General features: G+C 35.3%; 13 protein-coding genes. 4 read left to right on the forward strand and 9 right to left on the reverse strand.

The window, feature by feature from the left end; genetic code table 11:
* Positions 1-758: 758 nt before the first annotated feature.
* The 4 genes from ABYT26_RS08595 to ABYT26_RS08610 form a co-directional block, all read right to left on the reverse strand.
* Positions 759-1,502 carry a hypothetical protein gene (locus ABYT26_RS08595; RefSeq protein WP_372752888.1) on the reverse strand — a complete coding sequence of 248 codons (744 nt, stop codon included), beginning with the start codon at positions 1,500-1,502 and terminating at the stop codon, positions 759-761.
* A 58-nt stretch (positions 1,503-1,560) separates the two neighbouring features.
* Positions 1,561-2,274: a L,D-transpeptidase family protein gene (locus ABYT26_RS08600; protein WP_372752890.1), complete on the reverse strand. Its 714-nt coding sequence runs from the start codon at positions 2,272-2,274 to the stop codon at positions 1,561-1,563.
* A gap of 6 nt (positions 2,275-2,280) precedes the next feature.
* Positions 2,281-3,396, reverse strand: a complete 1,116-nt coding sequence (locus ABYT26_RS08605; protein ID WP_372752892.1) for a L,D-transpeptidase family protein — start codon at positions 3,394-3,396, stop codon at positions 2,281-2,283.
* Between the two features lie 69 nt (positions 3,397-3,465).
* A complete protein-coding gene (locus tag ABYT26_RS08610; RefSeq protein WP_372752894.1) occupies positions 3,466-4,065 on the reverse strand; it encodes a hypothetical protein in 600 nt (199 codons plus the stop codon).
* A 172-nt stretch (positions 4,066-4,237) separates the two neighbouring features.
* Here ABYT26_RS08610 and ABYT26_RS08615 point away from each other — a divergent pair, with 172 nt between their 5' ends.
* Both ABYT26_RS08615 and ABYT26_RS08620 read left to right on the forward strand, forming a co-directional pair.
* On the forward strand, positions 4,238-4,807 hold the full coding sequence (locus ABYT26_RS08615; protein ID WP_372752896.1) for an RNA polymerase sigma factor: 570 nt from the start codon (positions 4,238-4,240) through the stop codon (positions 4,805-4,807).
* 59 nt (positions 4,808-4,866) lie between these two features.
* Positions 4,867-5,274 carry a hypothetical protein gene (locus tag ABYT26_RS08620; RefSeq protein WP_372752898.1) on the forward strand — a complete coding sequence of 136 codons (408 nt, stop codon included), beginning with the start codon at positions 4,867-4,869 and terminating at the stop codon, positions 5,272-5,274.
* A 65-nt stretch (positions 5,275-5,339) separates the two neighbouring features.
* On the opposite strand, the gene ABYT26_RS08625 is transcribed toward ABYT26_RS08620, so the two are convergent.
* Entirely contained in the window at positions 5,340-7,562 is a 2,223-nt protein-coding gene (locus ABYT26_RS08625) for an amino acid permease (protein ID WP_372752900.1), read from the reverse strand.
* Positions 7,563-7,949: 387 nt separating this feature from the next.
* On the opposite strand from ABYT26_RS08625, the gene ABYT26_RS08630 reads away from it, so the two are divergent.
* Positions 7,950-9,020, forward strand: coding sequence for a YbhN family protein (locus ABYT26_RS08630; RefSeq protein WP_372752902.1), 1,071 nt, complete (start codon positions 7,950-7,952; stop codon positions 9,018-9,020).
* Between the two features lie 305 nt (positions 9,021-9,325).
* The gene (locus ABYT26_RS08635) at positions 9,326-11,221 is read left to right on the forward strand and encodes a DUF4114 domain-containing protein (RefSeq protein WP_372752904.1); all 1,896 of its coding nucleotides are present in this window, start codon (positions 9,326-9,328) and stop codon (positions 11,219-11,221) included.
* Between the two features lie 294 nt (positions 11,222-11,515).
* Here ABYT26_RS08635 and ABYT26_RS08640 read toward each other — a convergent pair whose 3' ends face one another.
* The 4 genes from ABYT26_RS08640 to ABYT26_RS08655 all read right to left on the reverse strand — a co-directional run bounded on the left by ABYT26_RS08640 (position 11,516) and on the right by ABYT26_RS08655 (position 17,687).
* A complete protein-coding gene (locus tag ABYT26_RS08640) occupies positions 11,516-12,496 on the reverse strand; it encodes a DUF6427 family protein (RefSeq protein WP_372752906.1) in 981 nt (326 codons plus the stop codon).
* A 77-nt stretch (positions 12,497-12,573) separates the two neighbouring features.
* On the reverse strand, positions 12,574-13,845 hold the full coding sequence (gene purD / locus ABYT26_RS08645; RefSeq protein WP_372752908.1) for a phosphoribosylamine--glycine ligase: 1,272 nt from the start codon (positions 13,843-13,845) through the stop codon (positions 12,574-12,576).
* A 165-nt stretch (positions 13,846-14,010) separates the two neighbouring features.
* Complete coding sequence (locus tag ABYT26_RS08650) at positions 14,011-14,631, reverse strand: polysaccharide deacetylase family protein (protein WP_372752910.1); 621 nt, start codon at positions 14,629-14,631, stop codon at positions 14,011-14,013.
* A complete protein-coding gene (locus tag ABYT26_RS08655) occupies positions 14,628-17,687 on the reverse strand; it encodes a DUF2723 domain-containing protein (protein WP_372752912.1) in 3,060 nt (1,019 codons plus the stop codon). The genes ABYT26_RS08650 and ABYT26_RS08655 overlap by 4 nt, the downstream gene beginning before the upstream one ends.
* Positions 17,688-17,724: the final 37 nt, after the last annotated feature.

The raw sequence follows: 17,724 nt of genomic DNA on the forward strand, positions 1-17,724 counted from the left end.
ACTAACAATCTATCTCTTATTTTTTCAAAAAATAAAATTACTCCTTGGTATAAGGACTAATCTTATCTATAACTATAGTAAGTATTTCAATTTTCTGTGTAAACCTGTAAATCACCCCATTACAAATTGAATACCAATGCCTTACAGACTACACCAAGGTTTACACAGTTTATCTCAATATATAACCAATTGATTTTAAACAATACTTGGTTTACACGGGTTTCTCTGTAGATAGAATTCCCAAAATATTATCATATTACGGTTCTCAACAATTTCCCTTAGGGGATTTCACCCCAAACAAAAATGTCAAGTTTTTTGCGCAAAAAACTTGACATTCCCTTACAATCTTTCACAAATATCTATTTAAATAGTGAGACATTATTAATTCACAACCATTACACCATAAAAAATGAAACAATGAAGTTAAATTTTCAAGGGAATTTCTTTACAAAAGGGAATAAATAGAAAGCCAAAAGATTGGATTACTGGACAAAACAGCAGATACAGCAAGAAAAATTGACAAAGGAATTTTTGCTAGGCGAGTAAGGAGTATTGCAGTTTTGTTTAAGCTTAATTAACATCTTTTAGCATTTTCAATCCACAGACTTTATTTAAGTTTGTACTATCCTTTCCGAAAGGATTAGGTTTTCATAGATTAAAATGGGTTAGATTAAGTCCGGGGTGGTTCCCGGACTTTTCATTTTACTTAAGTTACCGCAAAACATAGCCGACTGTTCTATCAAGCGATTCCTAAAAAACTATAATCTGATACCAACAAAAGGCTTTACTGGCAATGCTCGATAAATGGCTTTGGCCTCTGATTCGGATACCACAACTCTAATTTCAGGATGATATTCGGGGACTGTAAATAGAATTGCTTTCTTTATTTTTTTAAAGTTGTTCAAATCCTCTCGCCACCAAAACATATGTCCACTCCACCAATTGGATTGAGAAAATTGATCCCGTCCTTCAATTTTTAAAATAATTTCTTTGTCTAAGCATAGCATCCAATGTACTGCTTCCGTTTTTACTGAATCTATTTTTGCATTAGAAACTAGTGCTTCGCCTGCGTATTTGGGTGCTTTTTTTATCACAATTGGAGCTTTACTAATTGTAGACAAATAGCTATTTACTTGCAATTGAGAACCAAACAAATACTGATAGGTGGCTGGTTTTAAATGATACAGAAATTGATCAACTTCAAAATCAATAATTTTAGTCGATTTTATCACCACTCCTTTCATTTCCAGTTGAAGTAGGCTGTCCTTTAAATTTAAGGATAAATTGATTGAATCGTTTTTCGACATCTGAAAACGAGTTTCCAGAAATACCTTCTTCTGATACAGATCTACAATGTTCGAATCAATATAATTTTCGTTTAACGATAGCAAGTTGGCATCAACTTGCCGATCAAACATTTTCATTTTTTGTCGCACACCTATCACAGAAAAAATACCGTACTGCAATGCAATTCCAATTGTAACAACCATAATTGCATACACAATATGCTTTTTGTATGAATGTGAACTTCTAAAATTATGATTTTTTTGCTCCCTCATATTAGTAGATAAAAACTTTAGCCCCAATTGGCAAAGATTGATAAACAGTCTTTAAATCCTCATCATTCATTCGAATGCATCCATGGGTAACAGGCTGTCCTAAAAATCGTTTATACAATGTGCCATGAATTAAATATCCTTTGCCCAAACTAAGCGCATAGTCACCTAAAACACCAGCCTCGAAACGAGCTGAAGAATTAGGCCCAGGAATTGGCAAACCCTCCTCTACAAAAGCCCAATCGGGTTTTCTCCAAACGGGTGAAGTAATTTTACCTTTAATAGAAAAAACACCTTTTGGCGTTTGAAACATCCATTTTTTATTATTGTCTGCCTCCAGTTTTATATAGCTCCCTGTAGAACATAAACCTTCCCTAACAAGTGTTTTATTGCGATACAGAGAAAAAGTATTATCAAAGGTATTTACTATCAAATAGGCACCTCCGGGAATTAATCGATCCATTTTTTTTTGTATCTGCGCAATTTCTGTCTGCAACTCCTTTTCAAGCTTACTGTTATTCTCACTTTGCTGAATTGCACTCGGAATTTTCTCAAATATAAAAGGACTGTTTTCTAGATTGTGTACTCCTACTACTAAAAACAGAATAGTAAACCAAAGGGAAATAGGCATAAGCAACCAAATAATAAACTTAATCAGCTTTCTTTTTTTGCTTCTGGTATTTAATTCTCCTTCTAAATTGTTTTCATCATTTATCATGATTCCTCATTCTTTATTTTCATAAATCTCTTCTAAAGATTTTAGTGATCCAACAATAATTACTGATGCTCCATCATCCACAATACGATACAAAACATCCATATCATCGTTTTTCAAGGCAACGCAGCCATCGGTCCAATCAATCCCTTTCCCTCCGCAGCCATGAATTTCAATCAAATTTCCAATGTGTGTCTGAAAAGAAAGAAGCCCTTTTTTCTGATCTTCCGAAAAACGTTCTTTATCCTCATGGTTTGGATAATTAAGTAGAAGTGCCTTGTGAAACTTAGTTTGCAAACTGTTCTTTTTTTGTATTACTTGATAAATACCTTCGGGAGTGGCTTTATCGCCCTTATGACGTTTGTCTCCCATCCAATTAACTCCTAACTCCACGGTAAAACCTCTTAATTGTTTACCATTTTGGTACACGATACATTGATGGGCCATTTTATCAACCAAAATAATCTTGCGTCCTTGTTTTGATAAACTAATTGCTCTATTTCCCAGTTCTTTCCATTTTGAATAATCAGCGAACCAGCTTACTAAGCTATTTTCTGCCTTTAAATTGGACTCATTTACCAATTTAGATGCTTCGCTACAACTTGCAAAACACTCAATATACTTTCCACTTTGATAAGCAATTTTGGCTTCGGCTAATTTAATTGCCCCTAACTTATGCGTTTTACAAAGTTCAGGAGACAAAGGCATAGGCTTGTAAACCCTATTGTAAAGCATTACTTTAGTCTCCAATTCTTCAATTGCTTGTCGGGCAATTTTATTTGAGCTTTCGATCTGGCTCAAAGCCTTTTGCTCTGCTTCGGAAGCTTTGTTAATTGATTGCTGCACAAATTCAAGAACTTGCTTGTAATCGCGTTGTAAGAAAAACTTTTCATTTTGAATCATCCAGGAATTCATTGCTGAATCGTAAAACTGCTTAGCATCTATGTACAATGAACTTGCATATTTATCAGCTCCAGATTTTTGAGCTGTATTTAGTGCGAATCGTGCTCTTCTTAATTCCAAATGAGGAGCCAGCGGTTGCAAATAGATAAAGCTAAAAACGGCAATACTTATTGCAAGAAAAGCAATAGAGCCAATCAAAAACTGAAATTTCCTTTTCCTCATGTAGTTATAAAAAATCCCTGAAGAAAAATCTTCAGGGAAATAACACTTGTTTTTAACTTTTAACTGATTTTAATTCCGCTTATGCTTTGTATATTTTGCAATCACTTCATTCAATTCATCATTTATTGCAAGCGCTTTCTCTTTTGCAGCTGTTGCTTTATTTAAAGCAGCAACCAACTGATCTTCACTAACAAAATTTTCAACTTCGATTACAGAAGCTTCAATGGCACTTATGTCACCTTTAATTGCTTCCAAAGCTGCAGTACCTTCTTTTCCTTTAGGAGCTTGCGACACTAAATCTTGGTCTTCCAAAATAATTGAATCAAGCTCCATTTTAAGATTGGCAACCTCTAATTTTATTTCTTCTTTTCGAATTTCGGCTTTCACTTTTGTTTCAATAGCCATTGCATTCACAAGTGCTAATTGAGACTTAACTTTATCGAAATTTTTAAAAAGTTTTCCATTTTCAAGTTCCACATTTTCGCTTACCGAACTCATAGAATCCTGAAGTGCTATAAAATCTTCGGCCACATAAACATTCGCACCTACAGATTTAGCTTGTTCGATTGCTGTATAAGCAGCATCAATTTCTACTTGTGGAGCTTTTCCACAGCTACTCAATAAAACAGTAGTTCCTACTGTCAATACGAATAATAACTTCTTTTTCATTTTAAATAAGTAAATTTTATTTCCTTTGTTTCTATTTCAATATCAATAACTACCTTCATTTAAGTAATTAAATCACAATTGAAATTTCCATTTAGACGCAAAATTTTGCAGAAGTAACAGCAAAGAACAAAAAAAATTAAATAAAAAAAACACAACTTCTCAAGATACTGATATGCAGAAAAATATGTTTGAGGAAATAAGTGACAAAGAGCTTATCTACATGATGATTCAGGAAAATAAACCTGTTTTTTTCGAGCAGATCTATCACCGTTACTTCCATAAAGTAAAAGACAAATGTTACAGCTTTGTTAAGGACAAACAACTTGCTGAAGATTTTGCTAATGATATTATGGCAAAAGCCTTCGAAAAGCTACCAAGTTTTAAAGGAAATTCCGCCTTTTCATCGTGGCTATACTCCATCACCTACAATTACTCTATTGACTATTTGCGACTTAAAAAGAAACTGCATTACCCAAATTGGAACAGAGAAAATGAAATACCTGATATCATTGACGAATCGGAAACAGACCTGGAAAGTTTTAATTATGAAAATTTGTTGAGCATACTGGAAATGATCCATCCTGAAGAGAAAGCTCTACTACTCATGAAATACCAAGACAATTTATCAAGTAAAATAATTGGACAAACCCTTCGGATAACTGAAGATGCGGTGAAAATGAGAGTAAAAAGAGCAAAAACCCGAGTTATTTACCTTTATAAAAAACACTATCAAAAAGAGTAGAATTAGTGTTACTATTTTGTCAATTTCCGCCAAAAAGAAGCAATCAACCAAATAAAAACATGGATTTTAAAAAACTATTTCGCAAACTTATTAGTGATTCTGAAACTACAAAAGTACCACCAACAATTATTGCCGCATTTAATTTCCAATTTAATTCGCCTATAAATACCGAATGGCACAAAAGCAATGATTGTTACGAAGCTGTTTTCTACAGGAACGAATTAGAACACATTGCCACATATCAAGAAAACGGAATTTATGTGAGCCTTAAAGTAAATCTCCCTTTAGAACGAGTTCCCGCACCTATTCGTGATGCCATAAAAACAGAAGGGGAAATAATGAGTACAATTGAAATTACCAACAACAAAGGAAAGTATTTTGAATCTATTATTCGCGACAAAAAACATCACCGGTTCGCCATTTTACTCACTCATAAAGGAATTATTATGGATAAAAAATCCATATAAACGGACTCAATTATATAGTTTGCCTTATACAGAATCTCTATTTAAATTTAGCTAATTATTACTAGCTACTCGATGGTTTTATAGCTATTTGCATTGATAAACAACACATTTCCTAAGTAATCATAACCTTTAAATAGTTCTGCTTTCTCATGCTTCAAAATTTCACCTCTAAAGCCAATAATCGTTAAACCAGCATCAGCTGAGCGTTTATTAATTACCTCTTTTGCCGCTACATCTTCCTGTTCATGAATAATCTCAATATTAGAGGTGGTAATTGGCAAACGACCCGAAACAACTAACTCGTCGAGTTGCTTTCTGGTTTCTTCGGCCTGTTCTTTCTTACAAATGTTAAAGATTTTTATATCTGCCTTTTTCCAATCGGAATGACCTGCAATAATAAAGCTGAGTAGAATCATTAAATTCGCATTATCGGTATCCGAAGGCTTAATCCAAATATGAATATCTTTCTTAAAATCAAGCTCACGATTAGAACTGCCCAATATGCAAAAATCGAAATTCCCTGCTCGCGCCAATGAATAATTATCAATAATTAAATCCAAACGTTCAGGATTTGCTTTATCGAACTCAAAAATTACCATATTATTCTCCATTCCTGCAACTCCGGGCAACTGAATAGCCTGAGCTATTGCCGATGTATAAGAAGGAGAAATCATGGTATCAACGTAAACATGATTCTCTATTTTATCAAAACTTTTAATCAATCGATTCAGTTCCATTTTTGATTGCTTAAATGTAGCTTTTGAATAGTATCCTTCAATTCGATGCAAATAAGTCCCAAATCCATATTTATAGGAGATCCAATTTAATAATTTAAATGCAATATCACGTTCAAAAGAATCTTTCGAAATACAGATGGCACTAGGCCTCCACTCCCTACTTTTTCTCTTTCTCGTTTTCTGTAAAAAAACCTGCAAATTCCTATTTAATTGATAAAGTGAGTTCAAGAAAATTGATTCTATCCCATTTCTATTTTTGTGATATCGATTGATGAAAATATAAATAATAGACATTACCAACACTGCTACAAAAGCATATAAAAAGTTGATTTTGAACATGACCCACACAGAGGTTACAAATCCGATTAAGGATAGAAACCATTTCGACTTAAAGGAAGGTCGGTAACTTGGCGATGAACCAAAATGATTTAAAACAGAAATCAAACACAAAGAACCATAAGTCACCATAAAAAACATGGATATGATTTCAGCAACAGCATTTACATCGCCTAAAACCACAAAAACCATTGCAATTATACAGGTAACAAGGGAAGCATTTCGGGGTTCATTGTCCGATTCGCGTCCTTTTGCCAACCATTTATTTAATGATTTAGAAGGAAAAGACTGATCACTGGACAAAGCCTGAAGAGTTCGTGGTGCCACCATTACCGATCCTAAAGCTGATGATATTGTTGATGCAGCCAAACCCATAGGAATCAAAAAACTTCCACCAATGGCAATTTTCGCCATAATTAGCTGATTCTCCAATAAATCAGCTGTGCTCACAGATATTGCAAGCTTATAAATCACAAAGAAATAAATAATCATACCAAGCAGAGTAGCTGCTGTAGTTCCCAAAGGGATTGATTTAGAAGGATTCTTTAAATCTCCTGACAATCCAACTCCTGCGGTCATACCAGTAAAAGCAGGGAAAATAATCGCAAAAACCATAAAAAAATCATCCGTATTGCGAAGATCCAGCTTGCTTATAGTAATATCCGAAACACTACTATAATCTGTTGAGCCCAGAAAGAAAAAAACCAAAGAAGCCAAAAGAATAGTCACCACAAAATACAATGCTTTCACGCCTAAATTGGCTCCTTTTTTCAGAATTAAAATTGATAGTAAGAGCATAGCCGGAACACTAAGTATTTGTCGAGGTAAACTATACCCTAAATCGTTCATTGCCCAATTAAAAAGAGGTTCGAAAGCCTCGGTAAAAGCAATTACATAAAAGGCAACACTTATGGCCTGAGAAAAATACAAAGCAATACCGATGGTTGCGCCAATATTTAAGCCAAATGAACGAGAAATAATAAAATACTCACCTCCTCCTTCTACTCGTTTGTTGGTTGCCAATTCGGAAATAGCCATGGCGGTAGGAATGGTAACTAAATGTCCCAATAATACAACAAGTATTACACCCCAAAACCCAAGCATCCCAACCGCAAAGCCAAATCGTAGAAATAATATAGCTCCTAGAATGGTCGAAATAGCGGTAAAAAAGACAGGTGCAGTTCCGAATTTTTTAATTGAAGTAGTATCAGACATAGATTCCGTTGTAAAATTTAATGATTAAAAATTACAAAAAAACAATCAGTTTATTCGCAGATGAGAATTCATAGCTCCTATTTTTATAGGAATAAAAAAGCAATTTGACTGTAGATACGTTGAATTAGACACTAATTCTACCTATCTTTTTATTGTTAAAAGATAAGAGCAAGCAAAATCCCCCTGGTTTCTTCATAACAAATAAGGATGGCAATATCTTCATTACCTCAGGAAAACATAGATGCAGAACGTAAATTAAACCAGAAAATAGTTAGGTTTCACCAAATAAAATTCTTCCTAAATTTTATTTTTTTAACAATTCATTCTTAAAAATTGTAGGCATCAAATCTTTAAATTCCGTAAGTTTAACTTGCTTAAGCAGATGTAATGAACAGAAAACAATCAGAGAGTCAAAAAAAATTGCTTAACGGAGTTCGTCCGAGTAGAATTGTCTACCCAATACTAATTGGAATTGCTGTAGTGGTTTACATGATAGGTAAGGAAGTTGATAGCAATACACTCTCTTTAGTTGAACTTTCATGGCAATCGTTATTCTGGCTTTTCCTGGCATTGGTAATGATGATCATCCGAGATTTGGGCTATATGGCACGATTACGGATCCTTACGGACAAACAATTTTCCTGGAGAAAATCGTTTCGAATCATTATGCTTTGGGAATTTACTTCTGCCATCACTCCCTCGGCAATTGGAGGAACCTCGGTTGCCATTCTATATCTAAATAAAGAAGGTCTTAAAGTGGGTCGTAGTTCAGCAGTGGTTATGTCCACCTCTTTCCTCGACGAACTTTATTTTATCCTCATGTTTCCCATCCTAATTCTATTTTTAGATAGTAACCAATTATTCATGACCGATGCAGCAAACCAGTCGATGTGGCTAAACTCACTGCTTTATTTTGCCCTTTTGGGCTATCTAGTAAAAACCATTTACTTTATTGTACTTACTTATGGTTTGTTTTGGAATCCTCGAGGTTTAAAATGGTTATTGCTATGGATCTTTAAACTTCCTGTACTTCGAAAATGGAAACGTGGAGCCAACCAAGCAGGGTCCGATATCATAGAAAGCTCGAAAGAACTTCGACAAAAACCTTTCTCTTTTTGGCTGAAAGCTTTCATGGCCACTTTTTGGTCTTGGACGGCTAGATATTGGGTTGTCAATGTAATTCTTCTTGCCTTTATGTTTCAAGGGTATAAGCTTTCCGATCACATCATGATATTTGCCAGACAATTAGTAATGTGGATCATGATGCTGGTAAGCCCTACTCCAGGTGGAAGTGGATTTTCAGAATGGGTTTTCACAAAATATTTAGGCGAATTTCTTCCATCGGTTGGTGTTGCTGCTACAATTGCCTTAATTTGGCGATTAATTTCCTATTATCCATATCTTATAATCGGAGTTCTTATTCTTCCTAAGTGGATCAAAAAACATTTTTCGGACTAAACTCATCCTTATTATCCAATCTTTTCCCTAAAATAATAAAGGGTAAAATCGTATATTTTCTAGAAAAATGCGCTCCAAAGCCTTAAAAATAAAGAACATTAATAATAACTTTCAATGTTAACACATAGAGATGGATCAATTTGAATATCAACACATTTAAATAGAATATAATGATATTCATATAGAAAAAACACACTTTAATCAAAACCCCATAATACTTAACCATAATTAAACAGGCTATTTCAAGTAAAGAATGTAATTTAGTATCATAGATAAAAATAAATAAACCTTTAATACAAAAACCTATGAAAAAATATTTACTAGGGATAATGGGACTTGCCTTTCTCATATCATCCTGTTCGGATGATAATGATGTCAGTCAACAATCAGACCTAACAACAACTATAACCGAAAATATTACAATTAATAACAACACAGCCGAACTTTCTAGCCGAGTTAGCCAAACAAATAGTTTGGTAATTATCAATGATATTACTTCGAGTAGTACAATCAATGCTAAAGATGCAACTGATTCTGATAATGAATCATTCGACGTAGATTACACTAAAAACTATGCCTTTACATTGAAAGCTGAAGTTGAATGTCCAACTATAAATGGTACAAGCGTTCAAGCTACTCATGTTAAAATATCAGACGACCTAGCATTTGTTTCCTACAACACAAAAGGAAGCGAATATAGTGGAGGTGTTGAAGTATTCAATATCTCGGATGAAGACAATCCAACATTGCAGGCACAAGTATTAATCTCAAATGTTGATGTAAGTGCTGTTGACTATTACGATGGAGTAATTTATCTAGTTGGTGCTATAGATCCTGCAACTGATGGTTATGGATTGGATTCACCTGCTATTCTTGTTTCTCTAGAATTAAGTAGTTCTAATGAAATTGCAGCAGTTCTCGACCTTATTGACCTTCCTTCTTATGTTGCTACTGACATTGCTGTAGATGAGAATTATATATATACAACTAGTGGTTCTGATGGAAATTTAACCATCTTAGATCGTAGCGACAATTCTATACTTTCAGAAACAAGTATTAGCGATGCAAGGTCACTTAGTATCAATTCAGATAATATTTACGTACTTGGTGCAACCAATAGCGTTATTCGCTCGTTTCAAAAATCAGATTTTAGTGAACTAACTTCCATAGATCTTGACTATGACATTACTAGCGATTCTAAAACAGAAATTGACGTAAGCGATGACTATATCCTTGCAGCTATGAATGAATCAGGTCTGGATATCCTAGACATTGACGGAACACTTAAAGAACATTTTGATCGCCCTACTACTCCTGAAAATGGTAATGACGCAAATTATGTGACCAACTCTGTAAGTTTAAATGATGAGTTGCTACTCATCGGAAATGGTGGGGCTGGTGTTTATGTTGGCGCAATGGTTCCTGAAAATAATGACGAAGTAACAATGTTGGGTAGCATGGATTTTGACGCTTCAGTTAACTACGTAAAATCCAAAGGAGACTATATTTTTGTTGCTGCCGGTACTGGTGGGTTAAAAATTATTACCATCGGGATAGATAATGGTGTACCTGATGACGTCATCGAAACAAAACCTTGTGAAACTTTGGTAGACGATATCATTGAAATGTTTCCCGAAAGAGAAGACAACAGTACCGCTAACTCTGAATTATTCTCAGATGATAATAATCTAATTCTAAAATTAGTAGAAGAATCACCTGTATATCTTACTTTTATCTATGAAAATGCCGGATGGAAAAATTCATTAGCATATTATACCTATGATGCAGATGATGTTCCAGAAAGCGCAGATGATGTTGAACTTCACATGCTTTTTGAAAATGTTTCTATGGTTGATGAAGGAGGAGGACTTTCTACCGGGGATCGTGTTCAGTTAGGAGATTCAAGCTTTCCAGCAAACACAGTTATAGGATTCTGTTTAATTGCAAATGGATGGAACTATGGAGCTACTGGTGATGGTAATTATAAGCATTATACAAATACCGAATGGAATACAGATGGCAATCAGCAGCACGTTCTGTTTAAAGAATCAACCTGTGAAGACTTAGTATTGAGTTTTGAGGATGTTCAGTTGCCTTCAGGAGATAAAGATTATAATGACATTATATTTACAATAAACGACAATGAGGAAGATGCCAATGTGGCAACTGCTTTCGATCTAACAGATATTGTAGTAAAGTAAATCATTGAACCCTATTTAAAATGCCATTTCTTAAGAAATGGCATTTTTTTTGCCTTAATTGTCAAATAATAAGAATATTCCTGGATGCCGTTATACCATAACGTGGAAATCTATTACCCGAGGAAAACAAAGAATGAGCCATCGATAATTGAATGTTTTTTTAATGATATAAATACCATTTATAAAGCAAATAAGTTTACATATGGAAGATACTCTTATTGAACTGCATTCGTAATTGGATCTCATTACGATAATGAACTTCAAAATACTATTTAAAAATAAATGAAATCTTTCTTATCTCAGAAAATGAATAAGGATACTGGAAACAATCAGAATATAAAACAAAACCTCGCCAATCCAGGAATGCTTTTGAAGTACAAAATAATGACTGATAATATAAGTTACGGGAATAATACTTATAAAATACTGTTCTACACCAGCACCCCGAAAGAAGATAAAGCAAATAGCCGACAAAAGGAAGAAGCTCAACAAAACAATAAAATATTTTCGTGAACTCACCTTCTTCTCCTCATAAACAGTCAACATATACAAAGAAGATAGTAGTACCAAAACACCTAAAATTCCCCAATATAAATATTGAAATACAGAGGCGTGTTGCAATTCATTTTTATATTGGAAAATTTGACTCACTGTTTCGAAAAAACCAAACAAACTACCTTTCCAAATATACCAGAAAAGCACGCAAAAAATAGGCAGAATGAACCCTATAATGCTAGCAAATATCTCTTTAGCCCTTAAATATCCCAAAACAGCCAGAGCCATCCATAACCAGAATACATATACTGATGCAAAAAGATAAAATAAACTTGCTATGCCTACTAAAAACCCAGCATCAAAAGAACCAGAAATAGTTGCTGTTCCCTGATAGATCTTAAAAATGCGATCGACAGCAAGGAATAAGAAAAACGCTGCTAACAATGATGGATGCATACCACTGCCAGTACTTAAGCAGCCTGTAGCAATAAAAGCATATACAAAAGCTGGCAAATCGGTACGCTGACGAATAAAAACATGCTCCTCGTTCAGGCGAACCATACCAAAGGCCATTACAACCAAAACAATACATGCTATCAAATTTAAAATAAGACTATTTTCCCCGCTAACATACAGTAGCAAATCATACAATGGCATTTGCTTATTGCCACTGGTTAAAATCATTGGTCGAAAGAATGAATCCAAACTAAGCAGTACAATAATAATGGGTACAAATACCAATGAAATAGGATGTCGTCCTTTAAGAGTCTTTAAGAGCATGAGTTTGTATTTTATATAACGAACAAAACAAGAACTACCACTCCTTTACAAAAAGAGTGGCAGCTTCTATCTCTTATTTATTGTAAATCGAAACCAATATCTTTTCGATAATATTTTCCTTCAAAAGAAATCAATTCTGCATTTTTAAAGGAATTTTTTAAAGCAATCGGCATGCTATCTCCGTATGAACTCACTGAAATTACACGGCCTCCATTCGTAACAATATCATTGCCCGAAAGAGTAGTTCCAGCGTGAAAAACCAGACTTCCTTCCACCTCATCCAACTTACTAATAACTTTGCCTTTTTCGTAAGCTTCAGGATAACCTCCAGAAACCAACATCACAGTAGTAACTGTCCTGTCATCCATCTCGAAATGTGCCTGATCTAATTCCTGTTTCGCAACCGCTTCCATCAATTCCAGCAGATCAGATTTAATTCTAGGAACAATTACTTCCGTTTCTGGATCTCCCATACGCACATTGTATTCAATAACATAAGGATCGCCATCAATATTCATTAAACCGATAAAAATGAACCCTCTGTAAGGGATATTGTCTTTTTGAAGTCCCTCAATAGTTGGAATAATCACTCTATCTTCTACTTTTTGCATAAAATCAGGAGTAGCAAAAGGAACTGGTGAAATTGCACCCATTCCGCCTGTATTAAGACCTGTATCGCCAACTCCAATGCGTTTATAATCCTTAGCTTCGGCAAGTGTTTTATAGCTTTTCCCATCGGTTAGCACAAAAACAGACAGCTCTATTCCAGCCAAAAATTCTTCAATTACAACTGTACTACTCGCATCGCCAAACATACCACCAATCATTTCTTTAAGGGATTGTTTCGCTTCCTGTAAATCAGAAATAATAAGAACACCTTTCCCTGCTGCCAAACCATCTGCTTTTAGCACATAAGGAGCTTTTAGGCTTTCTAAAAAGGCAAGACCTTCGTTCAAATTCTCAGAAGTGATGCTTTTGTACTTCGCGGTTGGAATGTTATGACGGAACATAAATTCCTTCGAAAAATCTTTGCTTCCTTCCAATTGAGCACCCAATTTCTCTGGTCCAATTACAGGTATATTTTTGATTTTTTCATCGGCAAGGAAAAAATCATGAATGCCATTTACCAGTGGATCTTCTGGTCCAACTACAAGCATATCAATTCCATTTTCAAGAACAAAGTCTTTTATTTTCTCAAAATCGTTTGGATTAAGATCCACATTTTCAGCAATTGCTGCAGTTCCAGCATTTCCAGGAGCAACATATAGTTTTTCCAATTTCTTACTTTGAACAAATTTCCATGCAAAAGCATGTTCACGGCCTCCGGAACCCAAAAGAAGTACTTTCATCTAATAGTCTTAATTAGTAACCATTCCCTATTTTGCGAATTGAAGCACAAAAAGTAAGAATTTCAAATGGTTTTGGTTATAAAATGGTATTAATAGTTTGATCGAAGCAAATTTACGGATTCAATTGCAGTTTACCTGATAGAAAAGTAAGGAATTTCTGATTTCTTACTGACACACATCAAACTTATACCCCTGAAGTTTTAGTTCATCAATTAGTAGCGGTACGGAAAAACGCATATTTTTTTCCGCCTTTAAATTATTATGAAAAGATATAATGGACCCCGGACGAACTGCTTTTAACGCATCGGACAAACATTCTTCGGGACTAATATCTTTTCGATAATCACCCGTTAAAACATCCCACATGATAATTTTATATTCGGAAATAAGCTGTTTTGCCTGTGCCCTTTTAATTTGACCATAAGGAGGCCGAAACAAATTCGATGGGATAACCTCTGCTGCTTTCTTAACATTATCAAGGTACTGCTTGGTGCTCACCGACCAACCTTTCAAGTGATTATAAGTGTGGTTTCCAACCGCATGCCCCTCTTCAATAATTTGTTGGAACAATTCGGGGTATTTTCTTACATTATCGCCCACACAAAAAAAAGTCGCTTTTATCTTCTTCTCTTTCAGCATGTTCAATGTCCATAAAGTAGATTCAGGAATTGGACCATCATCGAAAGTAAGGTACACTTTTTTAGCTGTCGAACTGTATCGCCATATCAAATTTGGGAAAAACCTTCTAAATATTCCCGGCGCTCTCAACCATCTCAACTTCATCATTCCTTTTTATAACTTTTCAATATTTTATCGAATTCAAATTCTATTTTTTTGTTCAATTCTTTTTGTTCGTAACGAGCTGTAATTCGATGTAATTCTTGCATAAGAGCCAGATTTCTATTTCTTGAACGAGGAAATTTAGAAGTAGATACTGCCTGTAGGTTTGAATAGTAATTCAACTCCCGCACCAAACGATTGAATATGATTTGAATCATCTCATTGCCTTTCTCTTCTTCCTCGGCACGATAATAGGACTGCGCCAATAAAATGGATAGATAATCGAAAGGAACCTTCTCGTTAGGAACTAATTCAATGCATTTATCCAAAACCTGAACAGCCAAATCTCTTTTGCGTTCATCTAGTAAACTCTCCGATAAGCGTAGAAAATTGTTTCTCATGTTTGTACCTAAACGCGAAATGGTTTCATCGATATAAACATTATCCTTATTCAAGTTTCCCCATTTAAATTGATTCATCAAGCGATTGTACATCATATCGGTATTTACGGAACCAACCTGATTATCGTCATTTTCACTTTTAATAGGCACCAATCGGTAGGCAAAACCCTCTAACTGAAAATACTTCTCTAATCCATAATATCCACTCGACGGAACAGTAATTGCGAAATAAATAGGACGCTCCCAATCGTTATTAGCGAGCATATCGTATAGAATTAGACCATTTTTCTCCATGTAATTTTGATCCAACTCCCACTCCATTTGCGAAACAATGCTGGCTGAATCTTTCACACCTACCGTTTTTGTGTCTAAGACTTGCTGCTTATTGATATTCAAACGAAATTTTTTAGCGGGAAAATGATCAATTCGCTGATCGTAGCCATGAATTGTTTTGGTACTTTTCTTTTCGCTTTCAACGTAAGCAACAGCATCTTTCAGGTCTAACCCTCGATTTTCATCAACATAAGCTGTCAGCCTCGGATCATCAATAAGGTAAACTACATCGCGTTTTCCTGCCAAATACTTTTCTTTACTAAGGTGAATAGGAAGTGGATCAGAATCGTAATTTTTCCGTTTCATCTGATCGATGTACCAATCGGTAGAAAGATAAGTTAAATTGCAAACACGCACATCGGTTCTTACTCCCTCAACTTCCTGAAGGTACCATAGAGGGAAAGTATCATTATCGCCCATGGTAAATAAAATGGCATTAGGTGCACATGAATTTAAGTAATCGTAAGCCAAATCGCGAGCTACATATCGATCCGATCGATCGTGATCATCCCAATTTTGCTGAGCCATTAGCACTGGAACAGCTAACAAACAAATCGTAAAAGCAACAGGAATAGCAATTTTCTCCTTCTTCAGCACTTTTGTGAAGAATTGCAGAACAGCCAAAAATCCCAAGCCAATCCAAATGGCAAAAGCATAAAACGATCCGGCATAAGCATAATCTCGTTCGCGAGGCTGCAAAGGTGGCTGATTCAAATAAACAACAATAGCCAATCCGGTAAATAGAAAAAGCAGTAGAACCACATAAAAATCTTTCTTTCCCTGCTTGCTTTTTCTATACTGATAAAGCAATCCGGCCAAACCAAGTAGCAAAGGCAGAAAATAGTACTTATTATTGCCTTTGTTATTGGCCATATGATCGGGACGAAGACTTTGATCGCCCAAGCGCAGATTATCGACAAAAGGAATACCTGAAATCCAGTTGCCTTCTAGATCACCACCATAGGATTGGCGATCGGATTGACGTCCAGAGAAATTCCACATAAAATAGCGAATGTACATGTAATCGACCTGATAGCGAAAAAAGAATTCCAGATTATCTGCGAAACTTGGTTTCTCCTTCTGATTGGCTTTTACATTTGTCCATTTGGCGTATTCCTCAGGATTTCGGCCCGACACTCCCTTGGTGTACATTCGAGGAAATAGTGTTTTGTGTGAGCTCTTGTACTTTGCCTTTTTTTGAACATAAGAGACTACATATTTTCCCTCTTTTTTGATGTAGACTTTCTTATCATCTACCGGACTGTCTTCTGTTTGAGGAGCATTAAAATATTCTCCATAAATCAGAGGATTTTCGCCATATTGTTCACGATTTAAATAGTAAAGCAATGAATTTATATCCTCAGGATTATTCTGATCGAGCCCAGGGTTTGCAGCCGAACGAATCATGATTAATGAATAGGATGAATAACCAATTAACACAACTGTTAAGGCCGTTAAGATTGTATTCAAAACTACTTTTCCTTTCGAAATACTGTATCGAATGCCCCAAATAAGAGCCAAAGTCAGTAAAAGAATAAATAAATAGGCCCCTGAATTAAACGGTAACCCTATTTCGTTTACAAAGAACAGATCGAAAAGAAAAGCCATTTTTACCACACCTGGAATAATCACATACATGGCTATGGCAAGCAAAACTATGGCAAGGCCAAAGGCTTTTAACACCCCCTTTGCATTTACATCGTACTTCTTAAAGTAGTAGACCATAACAATGGCAGGAATGGCCAATAAGTTGAGCAGATGAACTCCGATTGACAATCCCATTAAATAGGCAATCAGAATCAGCCAACGGTTTGCGAAATCTTTTCCTTCTTCATTTTCCCATTTTAGAATGCACCAAAAAACCACTGCCGTAAATAGAGAGGATGTTGCATAAACTTCTCCCTCGACAGCCGAAAACCAAAAAGTATCAGAAAAAGTGTAAGCCATGGCGCCAATAAATCCACTTCCTAAAATTATCCCTATTTGAGATGTACTTAGCTCCTCGCCAGAGGCAAGTAATTTTTTAGCAAGATGAGTAATGGTCCAGAAAAGAAAGAGAATAGTAAATGCACTGGCCAATGCCGAAAGTGAATTAATAAGAACAGCTACCTGTTCGGGACCCGAAGCAAAAAGGGAGAAAAACCTTCCCAACAACAAGAAAAAAGGTGCTCCTGGTGCGTGACCAATTTCCAGCTTATAAGCCGAGGTAATAAACTCACCACAATCCCAAAAACTAACCGTTGGTTCAAGACATAGTAAATATACGAGGGCTGCTATAACAAAGGAAATCCATCCTACAAAAATATTTGCTTTCTGATACTTACTCATGAGTTATAAGATTAGATATTTTTTAGCTACAAAGCGC

Source organism: Labilibaculum sp. (assembly GCF_041595635.1).
Classification (GTDB): Bacteria; Bacteroidota; Bacteroidia; order Bacteroidales; family Marinifilaceae; genus Labilibaculum.